Source organism: Mesorhizobium sp. M1409, assembly GCF_040317535.1.
Taxonomy (GTDB): Bacteria; Pseudomonadota; Alphaproteobacteria; order Rhizobiales; family Rhizobiaceae; genus Mesorhizobium.
The window spans coordinates 213,096-237,508 of the sequence record NZ_JAMYKV010000003.1 but is presented as its reverse complement, the minus strand read 5'-3'; the positions used below and the strand labels follow the sequence as shown (position 1 = coordinate 237,508).

The window sequence follows — 24,413 nt, the reverse complement described above, 5'->3', positions numbered from 1 at the left end:
CCAACAAATGTGGCGCGTGTCGCGTCCACGTCGGATTTCGGTGAACTATCTAAAAAAGCACGCAGCGACGAGGCAAATAACCTCAAAACCTTGGTAAAACGCTGGTTCCGATGGAATGTTCCATAACCTTGCTCGGACTATGCCGTGAACGGAGCCGCAGCGCGGATCACCCAAGACCGGGGATCGCCCTCGTCTTGCCGCTCATATGTGCGCCCAGTGTCAGTGCTCGCGGAAAACTCCGGACAGCCGCGCCTATCAATGCCGCGCCTCCGGGACGCGCGGCCATTCCGGCGAGGGCCGCGGCCGCGTAGACACGCGTCGAAAACAGTCCTCTCCAGGCGGCCTGGTAGCGTCTGCCGGCACCTTCGCGCCCTGCCCGGTCGCTTGGCGCATCAGCGAGTTCCATGGCTAGCAGCCAGCTTGACTGAAGTGCCATCGAGATGCCTTCGGCGATGATTGGATGAGACTCCCCGGCGGCATTGCCGACACGGAAGATATCGTTTTCATAACAGGCGCGGATGCCAGGCCGGATCGGGCCGGCTGCAAGCCACGGACCGTCTAGGCTAGCCCCATCAAGAGCATCGCTCACACCCCGGCAGGAAGTCATGAGATAGCGAAAGACCGCGTCGGCGGCCGACGGATGGCCATCCTGCCGGGGGTCATCAGGTTCGGAGCCACGGGTCCTGCGCAGCCGCGCGAGCATGTCACGCCTTAGGCAGCAGGAGATCGAAAGTCGGCCATGATCGGCCAGGACCATGCCGCCATAGCCGCCAGGAAATATCAGCAGAGGCATCAGATCAGGCGCGAGTGACGACCCGGTGAAGTGCGCCTTGAAGCCGAGCAGGTCCGACGGGTGGCTGGCCTTTTCGAGCTGGCTTGGCAGCGGCCCCGGTTCCCAGGAACCATGCGCGGCGACGACCACCGGAGCCCGCAAGATTGTCGTTTCGTACCCGGAATTCTCGTCTTTTGCCTGAATTCGCACCGCTTGCATGTCGCCATCCTGATCAATGGCGACAGCGCGGCAAGGCTGGAAGATTTCCGCGCCTGCCGATCGCGCCGCCCGCAGCAGTAGAAAATCCAGCATGTCCCGGCCCAGCGCCCGGCCGAAGGCGTCTTTTACAGGAGGCCCGTATTTTACACCCGGCATCGGCGCCTCGATGCAAGTCGCGCCGGAAAAGAAGCCGACGCGGCGGATTTCAGGGCCAGCATTGGCGCGCCAGGCCGCGCCGATCTCCAACCGGTCGAGAAGCGCCAGATTGCTTGCCGAGATGAATTCGCCGCACACCTTGCGGCGCGGGAACATTTTCTTTTCCACGATCGCCACGGCCCATCCGCGCCGGGCCAGCAGCAGCGCCAGCGAGGTGCCCGCGGGGCCGGCCCCGATGACAATCGCATCGTGGGTGGATGGTCGCCTCATGGTCATCCCCAGCCGGCATGGGCGCTGGCGCCGACGAAGACGTGCGAAAAGGGACCGGCACGCCGCTCCTCGAGTGGCCTGCCGCCGGCCGCAAGCCAGAGGTCGGAAAGCTCTCTGCCACGAAAGCCGGCGCGCACGCTCTGAGCTGCGTCATGTCGCGTGACGTCGTTGGCGCCGATCGCCGGGAGAAGACGGGTCGCGGCCAGCGCGAACCTTGCCCTCAGCGGCTCCGTCGCCAGGAGCAGCGGGGCTTTCCACGCCAGCAGTGAAAACAGACGCACGAGTTCGACATCGTCGAAATGATGCAGGAACAGATTGACGGTGATCGCGTCGAACCGCTCGCCCCGGGTCCCTTCGGCCCAGTCGAAGACGTCAGCGGTGATGACTTCGGTGCTCCATCCCAGTCTGGTGAATTCGGCGAGGATTCCGGTGCTGGCGAGGCCGACGCGGTCGAGCAAGGTCAGCTCTACCTCGGGCCAGTGCCGTGCCAATCGCCTTCCGAGCTTGAGCACGAAGGTGCCGTCGCCGGCGCCGATCTCCAATATGCGGCGCGGCGGTCTCGGCAGGAATTTCCTGAGCAAAGACGCCATGATCGGCGCCTGAAACATCAACGCATTGATCCAACGGAGGTCGCGCCGCGAGGCCAGCGCCCGTGGGTCCTCGGCCGCAAGTCCGTCGAGGATTTCCGGGACGACGCTGCGGTGACTGAGCGCGTTCATGACACGGTTCGAAAAAGCATGGTTTCGGCCGTCAATCCGGGTCCAAACGACATACCGCAGCCGAGCAGTCCGGATGGGGCCTTCAGCATTTCTTCCATCACGAACATCACCGTCGCCGACGACATGTTACCATATCGGCGCAGCACCTCGCGCGATGGCGTTAGCGCGGCGGGATCGAGTTTCAGCGCCCTCTCGACGGCATCGAGAACCGAACGTCCGCCCGGGTGCACGGCCCAGAGGTCGATCGCGTCCGGTGGCCGGTCGCCGAGAAAGGCATCCTGGTTGCTTCGCAACACGTCTTGGATCGCCGTCGGCACCTGGCCGGAGAGAACCATGTCGAAGCCGTGGTCGCGAATATCCCATCTCATCAGGTCGCGCCGCTCATCCGCGACCATGCAATGAAAGCTGTCGAGTTCAATGCCGGGCGGCTCGGCGGTGACAAGAGTTGCCGCGCAGCCATCCCCCCAGAGGCAGAAGGACAGCAGCTTTTCCAGTTCGGGGCTTTCCCTGAGATGCAAAGTGCAGAGCTCGATATTGACCAGCAGGACCCTGGCCCGCGGATCCGACCTGACGATGTGGCGGGCAAGCTTGAGGCCGTTGATCGCCGCGTAGCAGCCCATGAACCCGATCATCGTGCGTTCGATGCCGTCCGGCAGGCCGCAGCGTTTAACCAGATCCAAGTCGATGCCGGGCGCGGAAAATCCGGTGCAGGTGGTGACGATGAGATGGGTGATACGCGACGCCCCGTCGCCAAGGTGCAGCCCGTCGACGGCTTTTTGCGCCAGCACAGGGGCGGCCTCGCCAAACATCGCCATTCTCGCGGCCGTTCCTGGAAACGCGCCGCGAATGAAGGTTCCGCCAAGGTCGGCGGATGGCCCTTCCGGGTCGAGAGCAGGTGCAAAGCAGGAATAGCGGCTCTCGATGCCGGCGAGGCCGGCCATGCGTTCGAATACCCTGCGGTGATTGGCGGCGAGCATGGAGGCCGCGAACCGCAGATAGAACCGATGAACCTCATGTTCAGGAACCGCTGTCGCAATCCGGTTGATATAGGCGCTAGCGGGCATTTCCGTCTCCCAGGGCTCCGCGCGCTGCATGGCGCGGATGCCCGAGTGGTCTTGCTCAATGGCACCAGTGTTAACGCGACTGGTTTGAGCGTTGCCTATTCCATGAACGCTTCATAGAGCCGATTTCATCCCGGGCGACCGCACCGCCAACGGACACCATACTGGTCCCGCAATCGGGGACCGTGCGCTTCCATGTCGGTGTCGCGGCTGGCGAACGCTACCGCGGCCGCGTGTCGCCAGCGTCGGCCATCTCGTCCTTGAAGTTAACTTTCGTGCCCTTCCGCACCATGGCAGCGAGGTCTTCGGCATCCCAGTTGGTCAGCCGGATGCAGCCATGCGAGAAGGTCGTGCCGATCCTGCCGGGTTCGGGCGTGCCGTGAATGCCGTAGCTTTCGACCGAGAGGTCGATCCAGACCGATCCCACGGGATTGTTGGGCCCCGCGGCGATGGTGAAGGGCCGCTTGGTCCTCACTCCCTTGAAGGCGAAGTCCGGATCGTAATGATAGGTGGGGTTATGCACCACGCGTTCGACTTCCGCCGTACCGCTCGGCGCCGGCTTTTCGTCGCTGCCGATCGAGGCGGGATAGACTGCGAGCCATTTGCCGGATGCATCGAGCACACGCACCAGACGGGCGCCCTTGTCGACCTCGATGGCGGCAACGGCGTCAGGACGATCGCCCCGGCCGACATCGGGTACCACCAACATCGTGCCGGCCTTCCTGAAGCCGATGCTCGGATTGAGCTCTCTGAGCAATTGTTCGCTGATATGGAAGCGCTCCGCCAGCTTCTCCACCGCGTTGTGATAGCCGAGCCGCCGCAAGTGGGCCATCTTCTCCATGCGAGCCGGAATGCGCCTGGTGAAAGGTCCGTGTATATCCTTGGACGTTACCTCATAGCTTACCAGGACCGGACCGGTGGAATTTGCCACGAGCTTGTCCCAGGTCTCCTGAGTGAGCTTGCCGTCGGCCCGGAATCCGTTCGCGGTCTGAAAGGCGCTAACCGCCTTGGCGAAATTCTCTGACAGACGGCCGTCGATCAGGCCCGGCGAGAAACGGGCGCGATCCAGGAGAATCTGCGCCTTCAGGACTGTCGGATCGATGCCCTTCGGCTCGCCGGCAGCGAATTGGGCCTGATTGACAGTGGTTGGGTCCAGCTTGGCCGCCTTCGTCCCGCCGCATGCGAGGACGAGCGCCGCGGCGGCGACAAGAAGGAGCCTGATCATCGATGTCACTCCCTGGACTGCGACAGAACTCTGCCTCTATGACGCGGCACGCCCTATCTGGTTCCCTTTGCTGACAGACGCACGACGGCGGGCTTGCTTGCCAAGGACCTCGTGCGAAAGCACGGCAAGGCTGGTTCCCAAGGTGAGCAGAAGCCAGCTTGCTCGCCTTAAGTTGCGGACCCGGCCTGCATTACCGCGCGGCTATGGCGCGCGATGACGCTTTCCTCGTCAGTCGCAATCACACGCACTTCCACCTTGCTGTCCGGATGGCTGACGATCTCGGCGTGGGCGTCATTGGCCGGCTCGTCGAGCGCCACGCCGAGCCACGTCAATTTTTCGGATATCTTCTTGCGGATGGATGATGACCTTTCGCCGATACCGGCGGTGAACACGAGGCATTCGAGACCACCCATCGTGTTTGCGAGCGCGGATGCTTCCCGCGCGGCGCGGAAGGCGAAAAGCTCGATCGCCTCGCGGGCGCGACGGTTGCTGCTCGCCTCCAGCGTGCGCATGTCGCCCGAAATGCCGGACACGCCGAGCAGTCCGGATTTCTCGTAGAGCATTGTCTGCAACTCGTCCGCTGCCATGCCCCTCTCCAGCAGGAAATACAACAGCACGCCGGGATCGATGGTGCCGCAACGCGTACCCATGACAAGACCATCCAGTGCCGAAAAGCCCATCGTCGTATCGACGCTTTTGCCCTCGCGCAGAGCGCAAAGGCTTGCCCCATTGCCGAGATGAGCGACGATTGTCCGTTTCGCCGCGAGCGCGGGCGATATCTCGCTCAGCCGCCCAGCAATATATTCGTAGGAGAGGCCATGAAATCCGTAGCGCCGCAGTCCTTCCCGTTCATATTTTTGCGGCAGGGCAAAGCGCCGCACGAGCGGATCGATCGTCTGGTGGAACGCGGTATCGAAACATCCGACCTGTGGCAGATCCGGTTGCAATGCAGCTATCGCGCGAACTGGCGCGAGACTGCGAGGCTGATGCAAAGGCGCGAGTGCGGTCAGCCTGTCCAAGGCCCCAATGTTAGCGGGCGTCAGACGGACAGGTTTGCTGAACTCGTTTGCGCCATGCACGATACGGTGGCCGACACAGATCAGTTTTCTTCCACCAAGTTCGCCCTGCACCAAACTCAGTATTTCGCCAATCCCCGCGCCATGCGGATCGTCCGCTGTGAACTGCCTATCGCACTGCACTGTTCCATCGGCCGCTTTCGCGATCAGTCTGAGCGCGTCGCCCAGATCCAGAGTGCCGCGCGAGACGAGTTGCTGGCCATCCGACGAGCCTAGATCGTATAGCGCGAACTTGACGCTGGACGAGCCGGCATTCAGCGCCAGGATCGACTGCCTCATCGACCAGCCTTTGCCCCGTTCGGAGCCGGCCAAGTCCATTTCTGGATCTCGGGCATGTCTTCGCCGTGCTCGCGGACATAGGCCTTGTGCTTGGCCAGTCTGCCGCGCAGTTCGCCGGCGAGGCTTTCCGCTCTTTCGGCCAAGCCCGGCACGCGTGCGATCGCGGCAAGTGCGAGGTGGTAGCGATCGAGTTCGTTGAGCACCACCATGTCGAATGGCGTCGTCGTGGTGCCCTCCTCGCGAAAGCCGTGCACATGCATGTTGTCATGATTGGCACGACGGTAGGTAAGGCGGTGGATGAGATAGGGATAGCCGTGGTAGGCAAAAATCACCGGCCTTGTTTTCGTGAACAGCGCGTCGAAAGCCTGGTCGGTGAGGCCGTGCGGATGCTCGGTATTCGACTGCAACGTCATCAGGTCGACAACGTTGACGACGCGGATTTTCAGGTCGGGGATTGCAGAGCGAAGAATGTCCGTCGCGGCCAGCGTCTCCAGCGCCGGCACATCGCCGGCACAGGCGAGGACCACATCCGGCTCCTCGCCTTGTGAAACCGTGCCGGCCCATTCCCAGATGCCCGCACCGGCCTTGCAGTGCGCTTCAGCGTCTTCGATGGACAGCCACTGCGGCGTCGGCTGCTTGCCGGCGGTGATGACGTTGATGCGGTTGTAGGTCCTCAGGCAATGGTCGGTGATCCACAGCAGCGTGTTGGCATCCGGCGGGAAATAGAGCCTGACCGTGTCGGCCTTCTTGTTGGCGACAAAGTCGGCGAAGCCCGGGTCCTGATGACTGAAGCCATTGTGATCCTGGCGCCAGACATGAGAGGTCAGCAGGTAATTGAGTGAAGCGATCGGCTTGCGCCAGGCGAGCTCGCCAGAGGTCTTCAACCATTTCGCGTGCTGGTTGACCATAGAGTCGACGATGTGAATGAACGCCTCGTAACATGAGAACAGACCGTGGCGGCCGGTCAGCAGATAGCCTTCCAGCCAACCCTGGCAAAGATGCTCGCTGAGCACTTCCATGACACGGCCGTCGCGGGAAAGATGGACGTCGTACGGTTCGATGCGTTCCATCCAGATCCGTTCCGTGACCTCGAACACATCGTCAAGGCGATTGGAAGACGTCTCGTCCGGTCCCATCAGCCGGAAATTCCGCGCTTTGGCGTTAAGGCGAAAGACCTCGCGAAGATAGCCACCACAAATCCGTGTCGCCTCGGCAATGACGCCTCCGGGCCGAGGCACTTCGAGCGCCAGGCTTTTCCAGTCCGGCAGCGCCAGGTCGCGCTTCAACAACCCGCCATTCGCATACGGAGTTGCGCCCATGCGCTTTGTTCCAGTTGGGGCAAGGGCCGCGAGTTCGGGCAGCAGATGTCCATCCTTATCGAACAGTTTTTCCGGTTCGTAGCTTCGCATCCAGGTCTCGAGGATCTTGCGGTGCTCTTCATTGCCGCGGGCATTCGATACCGGCACTTGGTGCGAGCGCCAGAAACCCTCGACTTTTTCGCCATCGACCTCCTTCGGCCCAGTCCAGCCCTTGGGGCTGCGCAGGACGATCATCGGCCACTGCGGACGTTCGCCACGCCATCCCGGACCTCGCGCCTGTTCCTGGATGGAACGGATCCGATCGAGCACACTGTCGAGCGTCTTGGCCATCGCCTGGTGCATGGCGACCGGCTCATGGCCTTCGACAAAGAACGGTTCGTAGCCGTAGCCGGTGAAGAGGTTGCGCAGCTCCTGGTCATCCATGCGGCCGAGGATCGTCGGGTTGGCGATCTTGTAGCCATTGAGATGAAGGATTGGCAGCACCGCGCCGTCCGAGGCTGGGTTCAGGAACTTGTTGGAATGCCAAGCTGCCGCGAGCGGACCGGTTTCGGCCTCGCCGTCGCCAACCACGCAGGCAACCACCAGATCCGGATTGTCGAACGCCGCGCCGAAAGCATGGACCAGGGCATATCCGAGTTCGCCGCCCTCATGAATGGAGCCGGGCGTTTCGGGCGCCACATGACTTGGCACCCCGCCTGGAAAGGAAAATTGGCGGAACAGTTTTCTCAGGCCGTCTTCGCCTTGGCCGATATCGGGGTAGATCTCCCCATAGGTGCCCTCTAGCCATGTATTGGCGACCATTGCCGGACCGCCATGTCCTGGACCGCAGATAAACAGCACATCGAGATCACGCTCACGGATAATTCGATTCAGATGCAAATAGAGGAAATTGAGGCCCGGCGTCGTACCCCAATGGCCGAGCAGCCGAGGCTTGACGTGTTCGGCTTTCAAGGGTTGGCGCAGCAGCGGATTGTCGAGCAGATAAATCTGGCCAACCGAGATGTAATTCGCGGCGCTCCAGTAGCGGTTCATGAGATCGATCCGTTCGAGGCTGATCGCCTGCGTCGTCGCGGCAGCCTTGTCGTTCATCGCCCAGTCTCCAGCATCGGTTTTCCAGCATCGGTTCGCTGGAGATAACTGGAGCGACTTCGCGCCTGAGCAAGCCCAAATTGGCGATGGCGCTCGAAGCAATGCCGAGGCGACGCTTGGGCAAGCAAGAACCAGTCGGCGTCTCCAGCGGGTCAGGTGGACTTGTCCTGCAAATACGGAAGGAACTTTGAGGCCCTCCAGCGGTTAGAGGCATGAGCCGGGAGAGCCGCTGAAGGCAGAGGACGTGGCTCACCGGCCAAAGACGAAGGATATCCTTGAACAATCGCGGACAAGCGGCCGCCAAGGGAGCTGAAAATGCTCGATCTTCCCAGTGCTCGCGACCGGATGGTCAATGTTCATCTCGCCCGGCGTGGCATCCGCAGTCGCGAGATCCTGCAGGCCATGCGGGAAGTTCCGCGCGAGGCTTTCGTCGATCCCGGCTTCGAAGAATTCGCTTATGAGGACGGACCACTGCCCATCGCTGATGGACAGACGATATCGCAACCCTACATCGTCGCGCTCATGATCGAGCTGGCGGACGTCAAGGCTGGTGACCACGTACTGGAGATTGGCACCGGCTCCGGCTATGCGGCGGCCGTGATGAGCCGGATCGTCGAACAGGTCTACACGATCGAGCGTCATCCCGGATTGGCCGAAACCGCGAAGCGTCGGTTTGAGAGACTTGGCTACGAGAACATCGCGGTCAGGACCGGCGACGGCACCAAGGGCTGGCCGGAGGCAGCGCCCTACGACGCCATCGTGGTGACGGCCAGCGGACCCGGCGCGCCGCTCGCCCTGCAGGAACAACTGGATGTCGGCGGCAGGCTCGTCATTCCGGTCGGTGACGATCTGAATTCGCAACGCCTGCTCAAGGTCACCCGAACGGGCGCTGCAGCCTACAGCGAGGAGGATTTCGGCGGCGTGCGGTTCGTCCCTCTCATCGGCGAGCAAGGCTGGCCCGAGAGTGGCGAAATCGTCGAGGTCGGTCGTCCGCTCCGGCATCCGCATCCCGCCAGTCTGCCCGATATGATCGCAATGGCGGCCGAGCCGCTTCCGGATTTCGACGACCCCGCCTTCGGCGAATTGTTCGATCGGTTCGCCGACCGGCGCGTCGTTCTGCTTGGCGAAGCAAGCCATGGCACGTCGGAGTTCTACAAGGCGCGCGCGGCGATCACCCGCCGGCTCGTCGACAAGCACGGTTTCACAATTGTTGCGGTCGAAGCCGATTGGCCCGATGCCGCGGCCATCGACCGCTATGTTCGTCATCGCGAGCCACGAGCCGGTGTCAGCGCGCCATTCCAGCGGTTCCCGACCTGGATGTGGCGCAACACCGACGTTGCGGCCTTCACCGGCTGGATGCGCGACCACAACGAAAAGCTCGAGCCATCCAGGCAAGCAGGATTCTACGGTCTCGACATCTACAATATGAGCGGGTCCATAGCCGCGGTTCTCGAATATCTTGACCGGGTTGATCCGCAGGCAGCGAAGATCGCGCGCGAGCGCTATGGCTGCCTGACCCCGTGGCAAAACGAACCGTCCACCTACGGCCGTGCGGCGCTGACCTCTGGCTACCGGGAATGCGAGCAGGCGGTTCTCGAACAATGTCGAGACCTGCTCGCCAGGCAACTGGACTATGCCCGACGGGACGGCAGCGACTTTCTCGATGCCGCTCAGAACGCCCGGCTGATAGCCTCCGCCGAACGTTATTACCGGATCATGTACTATGGTGGCGCGCAATCCTGGAACCTGCGTGACACGCATATGTTCGAAACGCTGGAACATCTGCTGGACGCCAACGGACCGAATTCCAAGGCGGTTGTTTGGGCGCACAATTCCCATATCGGAGATGCCCGTTATACCGAAATGGGCGTCGTCCGGGACGAACTGAATATCGGCCAGCTTTGCCGGCAACGGTTCGGCGACAGGGCAGCCCTGATCGGTCTGGGCACGCATTCCGGCACCGTGGCCGCCGCCTCCGACTGGGACGGCGAGATGAGGGTGAAGCAGGTGCGGCCTTCACACGCCGACAGCTACGAGCGGCTTTGCCATGACTGCGGCGTTCCGCGTTTTCTGCTCGACCTGAAGCGCGACGAGGCGCTGCGCGAGCGGCTCCTGGAACGCAGGCTGGAACGCTTCATCGGGGTGATCTATCGGCCGGAAACCGAATTGCGCAGCCATTATGCCGACGTTTCCCTACCCCAGCAATTCGACGCCTTCGTGTGGTTCGACAAAACCACCGCGGTAACTCCGCTTGGCCCGGAGCATGCAAGAGCTGGCGTTCCCGACACCTATCCGTTCGGACTTTAGCCGTCGGCGAACAGCGAATGGCTCGGAACATTTCGGCCGGCCTTGGGTTTTGAAACCGGAACCCTCGAAGGAGTTGTCTCATGAGCACAAGCAAACATCCAAAGTGGAAAAAGCCGAGCGATGCCGACCTGGTGAACAATCCGGGCATCGGAACCTCCAAGGGCACGATCAAGGAAGGCGATGAGCTCTACCTTGAAGGCGAAAACACTATCGAGGGCGACGTCGAGAACGACACGACGGCCGCCGGCGGAATCAATCCAAGGCAGAAAATACGGACGAACAAGTAGCGCCCGAACCGCACGAGAAAGGAGGCTATCGATGGCCGGAAACAAAACCCACGAGCAAAGCCTTCGCGTAATCGAAAAGCGCGAGAATACGAAGAATGCCGGCAAGGACTTCGACGCGAAGACGGAGCTGGGAAAGAGCGACGCTGAGCGCGCAGCCTCGCGGCAGGACAACCTCAGGCCCAAGCTGAGGGATATTGCCGACCCCGATGATCGGAACATCATCCGCGGAGAGAACCAGGAAAGCTCTCACAACAAGCATCGGGGAGGTCGTTGAGGTCGGCCCCATGCGCCGATATCCGCGTAGCAATTGTCTTCCGAAGGAGCAACTCATGCCACTCACGCTCAGCAGTTCCGCCTTTGCCGAAGGCGCAAAAATCCCCGAAAGATATACGCGGGATGGCAAAAACGTATCTCCGCCGCTGAAGTGGTCGGGGGTCCCGAATGATACGAGAAGCCTTGTTCTCATCGTCCAGGATCCGGATGCACCGAGCGGAACGTTCGGCCATTGGGCGGTGTTCAACATGTCCCCCGACACCCAGGAACTTCCCGAAGCGGCAAGCGGCAAGCCGGGTCCGCAGGCCCTCAGGCAGGCGACGAACGATTTCGGCAATGCCTATTATGACGGCCCTGAACCGCCGGTCGGACACGGCGTCCATCACTATCATTTCAAGCTGGCCGCGCTCGACACGCCAAACCTTGCTATCCCGGCAAGCGCCGGCATCCAGCGTATCTGGCAGGAAGCGCAAAAACATCTGATCGAGCAAGCAGAACTCGTCGGAACATACGAACGGATTTGATGGGTTGCATGAAGCCGGTGGAAGGAACCCGGATCGCGTGGTCGATGTCGGCGTGAACGGAACAGTTCTTCTCCTTCCCGTTTGTTCGGGAAAGGAGATGTGTCATGTTTGATTGTCGTGGCCGGCGGGCCACTGTTGCTGATCCTGCTGATGGCCTATGTCGTGCTGACACGCCGCCGCCCCGGCCCCGCCGAAAGCAGGGAACGTGACCGCGCAACCGACCGGCTGTATCGCCAGGACAGGCGCTGATCCGGAAATGGGGCGGTCGGGAATCGCGCGGTTGCGGGCACGCGACGATTCCCAACTCTCGCTCAGTGCATGATCCTTTGCTTCAACCACGCGAGAAACCTGTTTCCGCCGATCATTGCGCGGACCCGGGCGGCGGCCCACCCTGCTTTCATGGTAGCGCCTACGTGACAGTCGCAGACGATGTCGTGCAGTTGCCAGTCATTCAGCTCGAAGAAGCGCTTGGCCTCGCCATAGGTGTCATCCCTTAGGCCCGATGCGCGCAGCACCGTGTCTTCGAAGGCAACGGCAATTGCCGACCCCTCGCCACGCACCGTGGCGCGTGCTTCCGGGTGCAGATGTTCGGTGCCGGAAAACGCCGCGAGGCGTCGCTCGGGATTCCGCTCGAGAAGTTCAGCCCAGCGCGCGATGCGCTGGTTTCGTGTCATTGCCGAATATGCAGCCGAGGGTTCGATGACGGCGACGGCATGCAGTTGGTCGAGTGTCTGGTGTTTCATGGTCGGCTCCTGTTTCAAAGGGAGAAGCGCCCACCCCTTCAGGGGAATTATCGCGCGGCGATGCTCCGACAAGAGCGGAAGCCTGACAGAATTCGTCATTGCCAAATTCACTGGCTGGATCGTAAACCCGCCGGCCGCGTTCATGGAAAACAGGGGTTATTACCAGCCACGGATCCAGAATCAGGTTCTGCCCATGTTCGTCCAGCCGATCGACTATTTTCTTGTTGCCTGGTTCACTCTTGCCGCTGCCTCGACGCTCTATGTCGGCATTGATCAGTACCGCAACAATCCCGAACCGGTGGTGATGAAATGGGGATTCATCCTGGTGACCCTCTACATGGGTCCAATCGGCCTGCTGCTGTATGTGCTGGCCGACAAGGAGCCGCGACAGGGCGAGCACGAGGACTTCACCAGACCACTGTGGAAGCAAGGCGTCGGCTCGACCATTCACTGCGTTGCCGGAGATGCTACAGGCATCATCCTCGCCGCCGTCGTCACTGCGACGCTCGGTCTTCCTATGTGGCTCGACCTCATTGTCGAATATGTTTCCGGCTTCGCCTTCGGTCTGTTCATCTTTCAGTCGCTGTTCATGAAGTCGATGATGGGCGGCACCTATTGGGAGAACGTGCGCAAAAGCTTCCTGCCGGAGTTCATCTCGATGAACTTCATGATGGCGGGTATGGCGCCTGTGATGAGCTTCCTGATGATGGGGCGCGACATGCGGGCGATGGAGCCAACGGAACTTCTATTCTGGGGCGTGATGTCGATCGGCGTCATTGCCGGCTTCACACTCGCCTACCCCGCCAATGTCTGGCTGGTGGCACGCGGACTGAAGCATGGATTGATGACGCAGCGCCCGCGGACCACCGGAACGAGCAGTCGAGAGCAATCCGCGCACCAACGGCACGGAACAAGCCACAACGACACCTCCCACAGGGGCAAAAGCAGTGGCCACCAGATGAAGACGGACGCCACGACGCCGCAGGTCTCGGCACTCGGCATCGTATCCGTGATTGCGCTGGCGATCGGCGTGGCCGCACCGGCGAACTGGCTGAACCTGACGCTGTCGGCCCGTGACGTCGGCGGGGTAATCATGCCGCAAGGCATGATCATGGACCGTGATACCCCGGCCGAGGCAATGCGTGACATGGCGGCAGCCGATCCGCGTCGGGTGACGGCGTCCTACGATCTCGCCGCCAGAGGCGACCGGGAATTGCCGTTTCGCCTGGAGAACGGCATCAAGGTGTTCGAACTCAGGCCATCGGTGATCCGTTGGCGGATACTGCCCAACGTCGCGGTCGATGCCTATGCCTACAACGGACAGATTCCCGGGCCTCGCATCCACATCCGCCAAGGCGACAGGGTACGCATCAATGTCACCAACGACCTGCCGGAGGAAACGACGGTGCATTGGCACGGCATGATCCTGCCGAACCAGATGGACGGACCCGCCGACATTACCCAAGCGCCGATCGAGCCCGGACAATCTTACTCCTATGAGTTCACCGCCACCCAGCACGGGACCTATTTCTATCATCCGCACGCCAAGCCCGACCGCACCCAGGCGCTCGGCCTCTACGGCGCGCTGATCATCGACCCCGCCAATCCCGCCGACGAGGTCCAGGCCGACCACGACTATGTGATCGAGCTCCAGGAATGGCTGGTGCGCGAGGGCCTGACCTATCCCGCGATGCCGATGGACGGCGGCATGCCGAACTTCTTCACCATCAACGGCAAAGCGTATCCTTCAACCGATACGATTCATATGAAGCTCGGCGAGACGCTGAAAGTGCGTTTCATCGGCACCAACAATGGCTTTATCCACCCGATGCATATCCATGGCGGACCCTTCGAGGTCGTCGCCCGCGACGGCGAGACCCTTGCCCCGTCGGCGCGCTTCCTGGCCGATACGATCAATGTTGGGCCGGGGCAGCGTTATGACGTCGTCTGGAAGGCACAGCGGCCCGGCAAGTGGCTGATTCACTGCCACATTCCGCATCACACGACGAACAATAACGTCGAGGAAAAGGGCGGCGGCGGGCTGATGGTCATCATCGATGTCAGCTAACCGACACCGAGGCCATGGCCGAACAGGTGCGCTCGGCCGACACCGACGCAGCAACCCCGCAGCTGTTCGGAGATATCGTGTTCTACTTCTTGATAATGTTCCCGTCGCGCAGGTCGAATGCTTCGGTGCCGCGAGCCTGGCGGTAGAAATCGTCCTGCAATTCGCCCCATTCGCCGAGGAAGGCACCGCAATTGCTGCAATGGATTGGCGTCGACTCCTTGGCGTCGTCGGGAATGTCCATCTGGACCGTTCCGCAAGCCTTGCAATCGAGTTTGTCGTCCAACCGGCGTCCCATCTTGCGATGATTGCGCATTTTCACACCGTAGCCAATTGTCGATTTCGTACGGAGTGGTGCCGGGCGATAGTGAAATCCATTGTCGATCGGCTGGAGATCGTCAATTTCCGGATCCGTATCTCGCAAAAAGGCATGGGGCGCTGTCCCTCCGGTCGCGGAAACCTGCTTGAGAGCATCGGGCCTGCCTTCAGCATCTCCTGGACCTCGATAGCTTCGTAGTTATCGATGGTAAGAGCGGCTACGGCGGCAAAGGGAAACGATTGAAATTGCCCGGCGGTCATCGTGCTTACGGAACCATCGCTCGGCACAAGGGTTGTCTTCGACGTTTCGAAAGAAATGCAAGGAACGACCATGCGAATGTTGACGATAGTCGCCGCGCTTGCCGGTGCGGTCATCACACAGCCTCTCTACGGGCAAACCATCGACCCGCAGGGTCCACAGCTGACACCCCTGCCGGACCAGATACCGCCCGAGCAAGGGGCGCCTAACGAGAATTTCACCGATGTTGCCATCGTCGCCGTCGAGGATCTACCCGCGGAAATCAAGGCACAGGCGGAAGCCGTGATCACCCAGACCAGTGCGGAAGATCTGCTGCGTCTGCAGAACTCCATCGATGCATCGCCTCAGGCAACATTGGCGCTGAGGGCGAACGGGCTCAACTCTTCACAGGTCGTGGCCGCCAACATCGATGGTGATGGCACGTTGACGCTGATCATCCAGACGACGACTTGATCGGCCATCCGAACATACGGCCGTGAAGCAACGAAACGCAGATGTCGCGGAGAGCCCATGGCCGAAGCCGCTGTTCGCAACTTCACCATCAATTTCGGACCGCAGCATCCGTCGGCCCACGGGGTCCTGCGTTTGGTGCTGGAGCTGGATGGTGAGATCGTCGACCGAGCCGATCCGCACATCGGCCTGCTCCATCGCGGCACGGAAAAGCTCATAGAGTACAAGAACTATCTGCAGGCCCTGCCCTATTTCGACCGGCTAGACTACGTCGCACCGATGAATCAGGAGCATGCCTTCTGCCTCGCCGCCGAGAAATTGCTCGAAATATCGGTGCCAAGGCGTGGGCAACTTATCCGTGTCCTCTTTTGCGAAATCGGCCGGCTTTTGTCGCATCTCCTCAACGTCACGACCCAGGCCATGGACATCGGCGCACTGACCCCGCCGCTTTGGGGTTTCGCGGAGCGTGAGAAGTTGATGGTCTTCTACGAGCGCGCCTCGGGCGCCCGCATGCATGCGAATTATTTCAGGATCGGCGGCGTGCACCAGGACCTGCCTTCCGAGCTTCTCGATGATATCTGGAATTTCTGCGACCCGTTCCTGAAGGTCTGCGACAATCTCGACGACCTGCTCACCAACAGCCGCATTTTCAAGCAACGCAACGTCGATGTCGGCGCGATTGGGCTTGATGACGCCTGGGCATGGGGCTTCTCCGGCGTGATGGTGCGCGGATCGGGAGCGCCGTGGGACCTGCGCAAGGCACAGCCATACGAATGCTATCCCGAGATGGATTTCGACATACCGGTCGGGAAGAATGGAGACTGTTACGATCGGTACCTGGTTCGCATGGAGGAGATGCGCCAGTCAGTCCGGATCATGAAGCAATGCCTGGAAAAGTTGCGCTCGCCGGAAGGCCAGGGGCCGGTAGCGATCCCCAACCACAAGATCACGCCGCCGCCACGTGCCAAGATGAAACGTTCGATGGAAGCGACAATCCAGCATTTCAAACTCTACACGGAAGGGCATCGTGTGCCCGCCGGCGAGGTTTATGCGGCAGTCGAGGCTCCGAAGGGCGAGTTCGGCGTCTATCTGGTTTCGAACGGAAGCAACGTTCCCTATCGATGCAAGATACGCGCGCCTTCCTTCGCCCATCTGCAGGCGATGGATTTCCTGTCCCGAGGGCACATGATCGCCGATGTCGCCGCAATCATCGGATCCCTTGATATCGTGTTCGGCGAGATCGACCGCTGACCAGTGCGCGGATCACATGCCGCAGATCACATGCCATTGTCGAAATCGGTGGCCTCATCGGCGTGACGCATCATGCGGCGAAAGCTCATCGAGATATGGGCGCGCCTTATGTGGCCGATCGATTCCCAGTCTCCGATCTCCGCGGCGGCAAGGACTTCCTCCATCTCCCGGCGGAAGGCAGTGAATTCTTCGACAAGGCCCAATTGCGGCATCATCTTCAGGACGACCCGCGCGACCTGAAAATACAGGCGCTCGCTGATCTCGCGCAGCGGCTGGTTGCCGGTCATCGCGGTGAGTTCGTAGAAAAAATCCATGTTAAGGCGCAAGAAAGCGCGCTGGTCGGGGTTGAGGATATCGGAGTCACAGCGTGCGATAAGCGCTCTTATCCGATCGAGGTCTTCCGGCTTGCGCGGGATCGGCGACAGCTTGCCGACCAGAAGCGCCAACTCGAGCCTCAGATGATAAACCTGCTGGAGTTCCTCGATATCGACGTCCGTGACGATCGTGCCGACGCCATGGACGGATTGAACAAGACCTTCGGATTCGAGCCGCGCCAGCACGCGCCGAACCGGCGTCCGGCTGATCTCGAATTCCTGGGCGAGTTCTTCCTCGGAGAGACGGCTTCCCGGAGCATAGTCCAGCAGGCAGATGCGGTCGCGCAAGATCCGGTAGATACGCTCGAACCGCTCCCGGGCCGAGAGCGGGCGCGGGGTCACGGCTGTGGGCGCGGCATCCGTTTCAAGCGTCATCCAGCCTCCAGGACAGCGTGCAGAAACTGCCGTGTCCGCTCGTTCTTGGGCGCCCCGAATAGCTCGTTTGGCGGCCCCTGTTCACAAATCTTGCCTTGGTAGAAGAAGCAAACGCGATCGGAAAACTCCTTGGCGAAGCCCATCTGATGGGTAACCATCAGCATGGTCAGATCGTGCTCGCGCCCGATCTGCCTTATCACCTGCAGCACTTCGCCGACAAGCTCCGGGTCGAGCGCCGACGTCACCTCGTCGAACAGCATGATCTTGGGCCGCATGGCCAGCGCCCTGGCGATGGCAACGCGTTGCTGCTGGCCACCGGACAGCTGTGACGGGTAATGGTCCTTCTTCTGAGCCAGTCCCACCAGTTCCAGCAATTCGGCCGCCCGCGCCTCCGCATCCGCGCGTTTCATGCCAAGCACCGTCATCGGCGCCTCGATGCAATTGGCCATCGCCGTCATGTGCGGGAATAGGTTGAAGGATTGGAACACCATGCCGATCTTCGCCCTGATGCGGCGAATATGGGCAAGGTCGGCGGGAACGAGCATGCCGTTCTTCTTCATATGGGTCAGCGGCTCGCCTTCGACCCAGATGACGCCGTCGTTGATTGTTTCCAGCGTCATCAGCATGCGCAGCACCGTCGTCTTGCCGGAGCCGGAAGGGCCAATGATGGAGACCTTTTCACCGCGCGCGATTTCAAGATTGAGCCCGTCGAGGACGGTCAGTGTGCCATAGCGTTTCGACACATTGTCAAAACGGACCATCGGTTGTTCCGTCATCGCGTGGCCCTCTGGTTGAGCAAGCGTTCGAGAGTCCGGATCAGCGCGGCTGAAACCAGGCTCATGGCAAGGAAGAACAGGCCGACCAACGTGATCGGCTCGGTGTAGCGAAATGTTTCCGAGCCGATGATCTTGGCCGTCTGCATCAGCTCCATCACGGCGATCGCGGAAAGCAAGGGCGTCTCCTTGAACAAGGCGACGAGATAGTTGCCGAGTGCCGGAACGATCGGTGGAACCGCCTGCGGGATGATGATGTCGCGAAACGTCGTCCAGGCCGACAGATTGAGCGCGATCGAGGCTTCCCACTGGCCGCGATGGATGTTGTCGAAACCGGCGCGATAGACCTCGGAACAATAGGCGGCGTAGTGGATGCCGATGGCAAGCACGCCGGCGGTGAAGGCGTCGAGCACGAGGCCGAATTTCGGGAAGACGAAGTAGATAAAAAATATCTGGATGAGCAGTGGAGTCGAGCGGATCAGCTCAACCAGAACCGAGATCGTCCAGCCGGTCCGCGGTACGGCGATGCGCACGACCGCCAGCACCAGGCCAAGGGTGGCGGCAAGCACGAAGCCGATCAGCGTCGCCTCGATCGAGACGATTGCCGCGTGAGCCAGCACCGGCAGGATTTCGAGGGTGAAATTCCAGTCCCAGATCATGCTGCCTTCCCCCGCGCCAGACCAGCCGACGCCCGCCTTTCGAGCAGCCGCATGCCGATGGTGAGGACCAGCGACATGACGAGATACATCAGCAGGACGAGGGTGAAGATCGGAATGGTCTTGAACGTATTCTGGTTCATCTGCTGCGCCTTGAAGGCGAGATCCGAGAGCGTGATCAGAGAGACCAGCGACGTCGATTTGAGAAGCTCGATGAACAGATTGCCCCAGGGCGGGATCATGGCGACAAAAGCTTGCGGCAGGATCACTCGCCGCAGCATCTGGGCTCGGCTCATATTCAGCGCCGTGCATCCCTCCCACTGGCCGCGAGCGACAGACAGGATCGCGCCGCGTACGACCTCCGATCCATAAGCGCCGACGTTCAGCCCAAGCGCCAGCACGGCGACCGGGAATGGGGCGAGCGTGACGCCGAATTGCGGCAGCACGAAAAACAGCCAGAACAGTTGCACCAACGCCGAGGTGCCGCGGAAGATCTCGACATAGACCGTTGCCAGCCATCGGAGTGGTGCCGGACCGTAGAGCCGGGCGAGCGCGGCAAGCACACCCATGATAATCGCGAGCAGGCTGCCGAGGATGGCGATCTCGATCGTCAAGACCGCGCCCTGCAGCAAGCCGGGTAGAAACAGGCTGTAGGCCTGCTGTGTCGCCAGGACGCCGATGACCGCGAGTGCAATCGCCAGCATCGCTACAAGCGTGCCAATTCCCATCTGCCTCTCCGAAAAAGAGGCGGCGCCTTCGCGCCGCCCAGCAGTTGGGACCCTATTTCCCGGCGCAGAGCTCGGCGGTGGTCTTGTTCGGCAGGTAGTCCTTGCCGAAGCCGAGCGGCTCGACGAGTGCGATATGCTCCGGCGAGCCAAGGAATTTCTTCAGCTCGGCGTTAAATGCCTCTTGCAGATCGGTGTCTTCCTTGCGGAAGCCGAAGCCACCGTGGCCCTTCACCGACTTGCCGGCAACTTCGCCGAATGGTTTCGTCGATTCCACGCCGTCGGCCTTCTTGGCCATGTCGGCGATAGACAGGGCGGTTAGCGCAGCGGCGTCGGCACGGCCCGACTGGACGGCGGCGACGAGGCTGGACTGGTCAGGCAGGGAAACAATCTGCCCTGCCGCGACACCGGCATCCTTGGCAAAGCCGCCCTCGACCGCTCCGGCCATCACGGCGAGCTTGAGATCGGGATTGTCCTTGAAGCTCGAAAAGTCCTTCACGGCCTTCGGATTGCCCTTTGCCACCAGCAAGGCCTCGCCGATGCCGTAAGAAGGCTCGGAGTAGTTGATCTCGGCGCAGCGCTTGGGAGTGATGAACATGCCGGCGGCGATGATGTCGAAGCGCCCGGCCTTGAGACCAGGAATGAGCGAGCCGAACTCGGTCAGCACGCCGTCGACCTGCTTGATGCCCATCTTGGCGAGCACCGCCTTGGCGACTTCGGGCGCCTCGCCAGTCAGCTTGCCATCTGGCGTGGCATAGCCGAACGGCGCCTCATTGGCGAAGCCGACGCGGATATAGCCGTCCTTCTTGGCCCGCTCCAGGGTGGTTTCCGCATGAGCGGGCAGCGACGTCAGTGACGTGGCGGCGAGAGCAAGACAGGCCGCCGCCTTCACGACGATACGGCGCGAGATCGATGAATTGAACATGCTTTTCTCCCATTGAACAACTGATGATGGTTCCCAGCGTCGCGGCCTTCTTCGAGGTTGAAACGCGCTTGACCAGACGTATACAACTGGCCTAGACATTGTGCAAGCCAAGACACTGACACCTTTGAAAATTCGACATTCATACAACAAGCTCCTATCACGTTGTGCACAATTTAGGCAATTTTGCCCATCGCAAGGCATATCCAGGAGGCAGGCATTCAGGTGGCGAGCGCGAACCATTTCGGAACATTCACGCAAGCGGAATATGCGCAGCGCTTGACCGGCGTGAAGGCACGCATGGAACAGGCCGGCTTCGACCTCATCGTCTGTCAGGATCCCGCCAACATGTGCTGGCTGACCGGCTATGACGGATGGTCGTTTTATGTTCCGCAGTGCGTGCTCGTCCATCTGGAGGAGGACCGGCCGATCTGGTTCGGCAGGGCTCAAGATGCCCGCAGCGCACGCCTCACCACTGGCCTACCGCAGAAAAATATCGTGCCGTTCTCGGAACGGCTGGTGCAGCAGCCCGTCGAACATCCCTATGACGAGCTCGCCCAGCTGATCCGCTCGCGCGGCTGGGGAACCGCTCGCATCGGTGTCGAGATGGACGCGCATTACTACACCGCGCGCTGCCACGCCCATCTCACCCAAGGATTGCCCGACGCGCACTTCGCCAACAACCACGATCTCGTCAATTGGGCGCGGCTGGTCAAATCCGAAGCCGAACTGGCGCTGATCCGCGAGGCCGGTGCGATCTGCACCCATGCCATGAACCGCGCCATCGACAAGATGCGGCCCGGCGTCCCCCAGAACCACGTCATCGCCGAGATCTATCACGCGCAGATCATGGGCGTGCCCGGAGCCGGCGGCGACTATGCCGCGATCTGTCCGCTGATGCCCGTTGGCGAGGGCACCAGCACGCCGCATCTGACCTGGTCCGACGCGCCGCTGCCGGACAGTGGGCTTGCGATCCTGGAGATTGCCGGCGTGCGCCGCCGCTATCACGCGGCGCTGACGCGCACCGTGCATTTCGGCAAGCCGCCAGCGGCCATCCTCGATATGGCCAGGGCAATCGTCGAGGGCGTCGATGCCGGTCTCGAAAAGGCCCGGCCCGGCAACACCGCCGAAGAAGTGGAAGCGGCGTGGCAGGCTGTCTTGCGCAAGAACGGGCTGAAGAAAGAAAGCCGCGTCGGCTATCCGGTCGGGCTGGCATACCCGCCCGATTGGGGCGAACGCACCGCAAGCCTTCGTCCTGGCGACACCACCGAAATGCAATCCGGCATGTGCTTCCACTTCATGGCCGGCGTTTGGCTCGACGATTTCGGCATCGCCATCTCGGAATCCTTCGTCGTCACGGATCGCGGCGGGGAACGCCTCTGCGACGTGGCGCGCGAACTCATCGTCATCGACTGACCATGGCGCGCGGGAAGCCGGACCTGTTGAGAGACCCCGCCCGCAACGAAGCCGGCAGCAGCAAGCACGAGGACGCCTGATGGACCGCAATCCCTTTTCCGAAGCCGAAATCGCCGGCCGTCTTGCAAGGATCCGTGCGGCACTGGCCGAGCGCGAACTCGACGCGGCGGTCTTCGCTTCGCCGGAGAACGTCTTCTACCTCACCGGGCTCGATCACTGGGGATATTTTGCCCCTCACCTGCTGATCGTCCCGCTCGAAGGCAAGCCCGTTCTGGTTACCCGTTCGATGGAAAGGGTGACGATCGAGAAGCAGGTGACGGCAGCGGAGTTCCGTGGCCATTCCGACAGTGAAACGGCGGCGGATCTTGCCGCGCGGGTCCTCGCGGAACTCGGCTTGTCCGGTAGGCGGATCGGTCTCGAATATTGGACGGCGGGGCTCAGCCACGGGCTTGCCGTGGCGCTGCAGACGCAGGTGGATGCCAGATGGAGCGACGTCTCCGGTCTGGTCGACAGGATGCGGCGGGTGAAGAGCGCCGAGGAACAGGCCCTGATGCGGCAAGCCGCAAAGGTAACCGACGCCGCCGCCGGGGCCGCGATCGCGGCGATCTCGGACGGTGCCACCGAGCAGGAGGTCGCCGCCCAATGTGTTTCGGCGATGATCCGCGCCGGTGGCCATGCGCCGGGCTTCGGCCCGTTTATCCGCCCGGCCGCGCGGCTTGGCGAGGAGCATACGACCTGGGGCGACGGAATCTATCGCACGGGCGAGCCGGTCTTCGTCGAACTGTCCGGCTGCATCTCGCGCTACCACGCGCCGCTCGGCCGGCTCGTTCGCATCGGCCACATCAGCGACGAAGACGCCGCAATGGCTGAAGTGACCGCCAAGGCGTTCGACGCGGTCGTCAAGGCGCTGCGGCCCGGGGCCAAGGCGCGCGATGTCTACGCCGCCTGGCAGGCCGTCGCCGACGAGGCCGGCCTTGCCCACTATCGCCGCCATCACTGCGGCTATCTTGTCGGCGCCGGCCAGCCGCCATCATGGACCGGCGGCAATTCGGTGACCGGGCTGCGGCACGATTCCGATCTCGAGATCGAGACCGGGATGAGCTTCCACATCCTGTCCTGGCTGATGGGCACCGGCCGTGGCGATGACTTCATCTCCAACACCGTGCTGTTGACCGATGCGGGCGCCGAAGTGCTGACCCGCACGCCGACCGGCCCGATCGTTCGATAGGCCTCCCTACGCATGGCACGCTACTCGGCATTCTCGATTTTCCGCAATGCGCTGTCCGGCCAGAAGAACTGGCAGCGCGCCTGGCGGGCGGCGGAGCCCAAACCGTCCTACGATGTGATCGTCATCGGCGGCGGCGGCCACGGCCTCGCCACCGCTTTCTACCTCGCCGAAAACCATGGCATCCGCAATGTCGCCGTGCTCGAAAAAGGCTACATCGGTGGCGGCAATGTCGGCCGCAACACCACCGTCATCCGCTCCAACTACCTGCTCGACGGCAACACCCAGTTCTACGAATTCTCAATGAAGCTCTGGGAGGGCATGTCGCGCGCGCTGAACTTCAACGTCATGTTTTCGCAGCGCGGCCAGCTCGTCACCGCGCATTCGGCCGATCAGCTCGACGGCTTCGGCCACCGCGCCAACATCATGCGGCTGAACGGTATCGACGCCGACATCCTCGATCGTGACGACGTGCGCCGGCTGGTGCCTTATCTCGATTTTTCCGACACGGCCCGCTTTCCGATCCATGGCGCGATCTTCCAGGGCCGCGCGGGCACGGCGCGGCACGACGCCGTCGCCTGGGGCTATGCGCGCGCCGCCGATGGCCATGGCATCGACATCATCCAGAACTGCGAGGTGACGGACTTCATTCGCGATGGCGAACGGATCGTCGGCGTCGAGACGACGAAAGGCCGGATCAGCGCCGGCAAGGTCGGCCTCGCCGTTGCCGGCCATACATCCGTGCTCGGTGCCAAGGCCGGCCTTGATCTGCCGATCGAAAGCCATGTCCTGCAGGCCTTCGTCACCGAACCGTTGAAGCCGCTGGTCGACCATGTCGTCGCCTACGGCGCCGATCATTTCTATGTCAGCCAGTCGGACAAGGGCGGACTGGTCTTCGGCGGCAATCTCGACGGCTACAATTCCTACGCCCAGCGCGGCAATCTCGGCGTCGTGCGCGAGGTGGCCGAGGCGGCGATCGCCTTGATGCCGTGCATTTCGCGCATCCGTCTGCTGCGTCATTGGGGCGGCGTGATGGACATGACCCCGGATGCCAGCCCGATCATCTGCCGGACGCCGATCGACGGCCTCTATCTCAACGGTGGCTGGTGCTATGGCGGCTTCAAGGCGACGCCGGCTTCCGGCTGGTGCTTCGCCCACACGATCGCCACCGGCAAGCCGCATCCGTTGATCGCGGGCTACGGGCTCGACCGTTTCCGGACCGGCCATACGCTGGACGAAGCCGGCGCCGGCCCCTCCGCCTGGCTGCAATAGGAGGCGGGAAGAA

The 24,413-nt window shown here is 61.9% G+C and carries 24 protein-coding genes; 11 read left to right on the top strand and 13 right to left on the bottom strand.

The genetic code is table 11. The annotated features are described in order from the left end of the window. Positions 1-166 precede the first annotated feature (166 nt). From NKG99_RS04410 to NKG99_RS04385, 6 genes are all read right to left on the bottom strand, one after another. Entirely contained in the window at positions 167-1,417 is a 1,251-nt protein-coding gene (locus NKG99_RS04410) for an NAD(P)/FAD-dependent oxidoreductase (protein ID WP_352864571.1), read from the bottom strand. Between the two features lie 2 nt (positions 1,418-1,419). Continuing rightward, a complete protein-coding gene (locus tag NKG99_RS04405; RefSeq protein ID WP_352864570.1) occupies positions 1,420-2,136 on the bottom strand; it encodes a methyltransferase domain-containing protein in 717 nt (238 codons plus the stop codon). Continuing rightward, a complete protein-coding gene (locus NKG99_RS04400; protein ID WP_352864568.1) occupies positions 2,133-3,200 on the bottom strand; it encodes a type III polyketide synthase in 1,068 nt (355 codons plus the stop codon). Before NKG99_RS04400 ends, NKG99_RS04405 begins: the two co-directional genes overlap by 4 nt. 217 nt (positions 3,201-3,417) lie before the next feature. Then, on the bottom strand, positions 3,418-4,422 hold the full coding sequence (locus tag NKG99_RS04395) for a L,D-transpeptidase family protein (protein ID WP_352864565.1): 1,005 nt from the start codon (positions 4,420-4,422) through the stop codon (positions 3,418-3,420). A 167-nt stretch (positions 4,423-4,589) separates the two neighbouring features. Beyond that, entirely contained in the window at positions 4,590-5,777 is a 1,188-nt protein-coding gene (locus NKG99_RS04390) for an acetate/propionate family kinase (RefSeq protein ID WP_352864564.1), read from the bottom strand. Then, positions 5,774-8,185 (bottom strand): phosphoketolase family protein, encoded by a 2,412-nt coding sequence (locus tag NKG99_RS04385; RefSeq protein ID WP_352864563.1) that lies wholly within the window; start codon positions 8,183-8,185, stop codon positions 5,774-5,776. Before NKG99_RS04385 ends, NKG99_RS04390 begins: the two co-directional genes overlap by 4 nt. 315 nt (positions 8,186-8,500) lie before the next feature. Between NKG99_RS04385 and NKG99_RS04380 the strand changes: the two genes are divergently transcribed. The 5 genes from NKG99_RS04380 (at position 8,501) to NKG99_RS04360 (ending at position 11,825) form a co-directional block, all read left to right on the top strand. Next, the gene (locus NKG99_RS04380) at positions 8,501-10,492 is read left to right on the top strand and encodes a protein-L-isoaspartate(D-aspartate) O-methyltransferase (protein ID WP_352864561.1); all 1,992 of its coding nucleotides are present in this window, start codon (positions 8,501-8,503) and stop codon (positions 10,490-10,492) included. A gap of 80 nt (positions 10,493-10,572) precedes the next feature. Beyond that, a complete protein-coding gene (locus tag NKG99_RS04375; protein ID WP_352864559.1) occupies positions 10,573-10,779 on the top strand; it encodes a hypothetical protein in 207 nt (68 codons plus the stop codon). Positions 10,780-10,810: 31 nt separating this feature from the next. After that, complete coding sequence (locus NKG99_RS04370) at positions 10,811-11,053, top strand: hypothetical protein (RefSeq protein ID WP_352864558.1); 243 nt, start codon at positions 10,811-10,813, stop codon at positions 11,051-11,053. A gap of 55 nt (positions 11,054-11,108) precedes the next feature. Next, the gene (locus tag NKG99_RS04365; protein WP_352864557.1) at positions 11,109-11,576 is read left to right on the top strand and encodes a YbhB/YbcL family Raf kinase inhibitor-like protein; all 468 of its coding nucleotides are present in this window, start codon (positions 11,109-11,111) and stop codon (positions 11,574-11,576) included. Between the two features lie 99 nt (positions 11,577-11,675). Next, on the top strand, positions 11,676-11,825 hold the full coding sequence (locus NKG99_RS04360) for a hypothetical protein (protein WP_352864555.1): 150 nt from the start codon (positions 11,676-11,678) through the stop codon (positions 11,823-11,825). 62 nt (positions 11,826-11,887) lie between these two features. On the opposite strand, the gene NKG99_RS04355 is transcribed toward NKG99_RS04360, so the two are convergent. Then, complete coding sequence (locus NKG99_RS04355) at positions 11,888-12,319, bottom strand: hypothetical protein (protein ID WP_352864652.1); 432 nt, start codon at positions 12,317-12,319, stop codon at positions 11,888-11,890. 193 nt (positions 12,320-12,512) lie between these two features. Between NKG99_RS04355 and NKG99_RS04350 the strand changes: the two genes are divergently transcribed. Continuing rightward, a complete protein-coding gene (locus NKG99_RS04350; protein WP_352864553.1) occupies positions 12,513-14,387 on the top strand; it encodes a multicopper oxidase domain-containing protein in 1,875 nt (624 codons plus the stop codon). Positions 14,388-14,469: 82 nt separating this feature from the next. On the opposite strand, the gene NKG99_RS04345 is transcribed toward NKG99_RS04350, so the two are convergent. Beyond that, positions 14,470-14,628: a hypothetical protein gene (locus NKG99_RS04345; protein WP_081850409.1), complete on the bottom strand. Its 159-nt coding sequence runs from the start codon at positions 14,626-14,628 to the stop codon at positions 14,470-14,472. Positions 14,629-15,039: 411 nt separating this feature from the next. On the opposite strand from NKG99_RS04345, the gene NKG99_RS04340 reads away from it, so the two are divergent. Next, positions 15,040-15,414, top strand: coding sequence for a hypothetical protein (locus NKG99_RS04340; RefSeq protein WP_352864551.1), 375 nt, complete (start codon positions 15,040-15,042; stop codon positions 15,412-15,414). 57 nt (positions 15,415-15,471) lie between these two features. Beyond that, on the top strand, positions 15,472-16,662 hold the full coding sequence (locus NKG99_RS04335) for an NADH-quinone oxidoreductase subunit D (protein ID WP_352864549.1): 1,191 nt from the start codon (positions 15,472-15,474) through the stop codon (positions 16,660-16,662). 26 nt (positions 16,663-16,688) lie between these two features. Here the strand turns inward: NKG99_RS04335 and NKG99_RS04330 are convergent, their stop codons facing one another. From NKG99_RS04330 to ehuB, 5 genes are read right to left on the bottom strand one after another with little or no spacing between them, the layout of a single operon-like run. Then, the gene (locus NKG99_RS04330; RefSeq protein WP_352864548.1) at positions 16,689-17,411 is read right to left on the bottom strand and encodes a GntR family transcriptional regulator; all 723 of its coding nucleotides are present in this window, start codon (positions 17,409-17,411) and stop codon (positions 16,689-16,691) included. Next, the gene (gene ehuA, locus NKG99_RS04325) at positions 17,408-18,187 is read right to left on the bottom strand and encodes an ectoine/hydroxyectoine ABC transporter ATP-binding protein EhuA (RefSeq protein WP_352864547.1); all 780 of its coding nucleotides are present in this window, start codon (positions 18,185-18,187) and stop codon (positions 17,408-17,410) included. The genes NKG99_RS04330 and ehuA overlap by 4 nt, the downstream gene beginning before the upstream one ends. Continuing rightward, a complete protein-coding gene (ehuD, locus tag NKG99_RS04320) occupies positions 18,184-18,843 on the bottom strand; it encodes an ectoine/hydroxyectoine ABC transporter permease subunit EhuD (protein WP_352864546.1) in 660 nt (219 codons plus the stop codon). The genes ehuA and ehuD overlap by 4 nt, the downstream gene beginning before the upstream one ends. After that, positions 18,840-19,568: an ectoine/hydroxyectoine ABC transporter permease subunit EhuC gene (ehuC, locus tag NKG99_RS04315; protein ID WP_352864544.1), complete on the bottom strand. Its 729-nt coding sequence runs from the start codon at positions 19,566-19,568 to the stop codon at positions 18,840-18,842. The genes ehuD and ehuC overlap by 4 nt, the downstream gene beginning before the upstream one ends. A gap of 52 nt (positions 19,569-19,620) precedes the next feature. Continuing rightward, on the bottom strand, positions 19,621-20,490 hold the full coding sequence (gene ehuB, locus NKG99_RS04310) for an ectoine/hydroxyectoine ABC transporter substrate-binding protein EhuB (protein WP_352656277.1): 870 nt from the start codon (positions 20,488-20,490) through the stop codon (positions 19,621-19,623). Between the two features lie 222 nt (positions 20,491-20,712). Between ehuB and NKG99_RS04305 the strand changes: the two genes are divergently transcribed. The 3 genes from NKG99_RS04305 to NKG99_RS04295 all read left to right on the top strand — a co-directional run bounded on the left by NKG99_RS04305 (position 20,713) and on the right by NKG99_RS04295 (position 24,400). Next, entirely contained in the window at positions 20,713-21,903 is a 1,191-nt protein-coding gene (locus NKG99_RS04305) for a M24 family metallopeptidase (RefSeq protein WP_352864541.1), read from the top strand. A gap of 79 nt (positions 21,904-21,982) precedes the next feature. Continuing rightward, complete coding sequence (locus NKG99_RS04300; RefSeq protein WP_352864539.1) at positions 21,983-23,131, top strand: M24 family metallopeptidase; 1,149 nt, start codon at positions 21,983-21,985, stop codon at positions 23,129-23,131. A gap of 12 nt (positions 23,132-23,143) precedes the next feature. Then, positions 23,144-24,400 carry a sarcosine oxidase subunit beta family protein gene (locus tag NKG99_RS04295; protein ID WP_352864537.1) on the top strand — a complete coding sequence of 419 codons (1,257 nt, stop codon included), beginning with the start codon at positions 23,144-23,146 and terminating at the stop codon, positions 24,398-24,400. Positions 24,401-24,413: the final 13 nt, after the last annotated feature.

Coding starts and splice junctions, on each gene's coding strand:
- NKG99_RS04410 (WP_352864571.1), bottom strand. CDS start 1,417: ATGAGGCGACCATCCACCCACGATGCGATTGTCATCGGGGCCGGCCCC.
- NKG99_RS04405 (WP_352864570.1), bottom strand. CDS start 2,136: ATGAACGCGCTCAGTCACCGCAGCGTCGTCCCGGAAATCCTCGACGGA.
- NKG99_RS04400 (WP_352864568.1), bottom strand. CDS start 3,200: ATGCCCGCTAGCGCCTATATCAACCGGATTGCGACAGCGGTTCCTGAA.
- NKG99_RS04395 (WP_352864565.1), bottom strand. CDS start 4,422: ATGATCAGGCTCCTTCTTGTCGCCGCCGCGGCGCTCGTCCTCGCATGC.
- NKG99_RS04390 (WP_352864564.1), bottom strand. CDS start 5,777: ATGAGGCAGTCGATCCTGGCGCTGAATGCCGGCTCGTCCAGCGTCAAG.
- NKG99_RS04385 (WP_352864563.1), bottom strand. CDS start 8,185: ATGAACGACAAGGCTGCCGCGACGACGCAGGCGATCAGCCTCGAACGG.
- NKG99_RS04380 (WP_352864561.1), top strand. CDS start 8,501: ATGCTCGATCTTCCCAGTGCTCGCGACCGGATGGTCAATGTTCATCTC.
- NKG99_RS04375 (WP_352864559.1), top strand. CDS start 10,573: ATGAGCACAAGCAAACATCCAAAGTGGAAAAAGCCGAGCGATGCCGAC.
- NKG99_RS04370 (WP_352864558.1), top strand. CDS start 10,811: ATGGCCGGAAACAAAACCCACGAGCAAAGCCTTCGCGTAATCGAAAAG.
- NKG99_RS04365 (WP_352864557.1), top strand. CDS start 11,109: ATGCCACTCACGCTCAGCAGTTCCGCCTTTGCCGAAGGCGCAAAAATC.
- NKG99_RS04355 (WP_352864652.1), bottom strand. CDS start 12,319: ATGAAACACCAGACACTCGACCAACTGCATGCCGTCGCCGTCATCGAA.
- NKG99_RS04350 (WP_352864553.1), top strand. CDS start 12,513: ATGTTCGTCCAGCCGATCGACTATTTTCTTGTTGCCTGGTTCACTCTT.
- NKG99_RS04345 (WP_081850409.1), bottom strand. CDS start 14,628: ATGGACATTCCCGACGACGCCAAGGAGTCGACGCCAATCCATTGCAGC.
- NKG99_RS04340 (WP_352864551.1), top strand. CDS start 15,040: ATGTTGACGATAGTCGCCGCGCTTGCCGGTGCGGTCATCACACAGCCT.
- NKG99_RS04335 (WP_352864549.1), top strand. CDS start 15,472: ATGGCCGAAGCCGCTGTTCGCAACTTCACCATCAATTTCGGACCGCAG.
- NKG99_RS04330 (WP_352864548.1), bottom strand. CDS start 17,411: ATGACGCTTGAAACGGATGCCGCGCCCACAGCCGTGACCCCGCGCCCG.
- ehuA (WP_352864547.1), bottom strand. CDS start 18,187: ATGACGGAACAACCGATGGTCCGTTTTGACAATGTGTCGAAACGCTAT.
- ehuD (WP_352864546.1), bottom strand. CDS start 18,843: ATGATCTGGGACTGGAATTTCACCCTCGAAATCCTGCCGGTGCTGGCT.
- ehuC (WP_352864544.1), bottom strand. CDS start 19,568: ATGGGAATTGGCACGCTTGTAGCGATGCTGGCGATTGCACTCGCGGTC.
- ehuB (WP_352656277.1), bottom strand. CDS start 20,490: ATGTTCAATTCATCGATCTCGCGCCGTATCGTCGTGAAGGCGGCGGCC.
- NKG99_RS04300 (WP_352864539.1), top strand. CDS start 21,983: ATGGACCGCAATCCCTTTTCCGAAGCCGAAATCGCCGGCCGTCTTGCA.
- NKG99_RS04295 (WP_352864537.1), top strand. CDS start 23,144: ATGGCACGCTACTCGGCATTCTCGATTTTCCGCAATGCGCTGTCCGGC.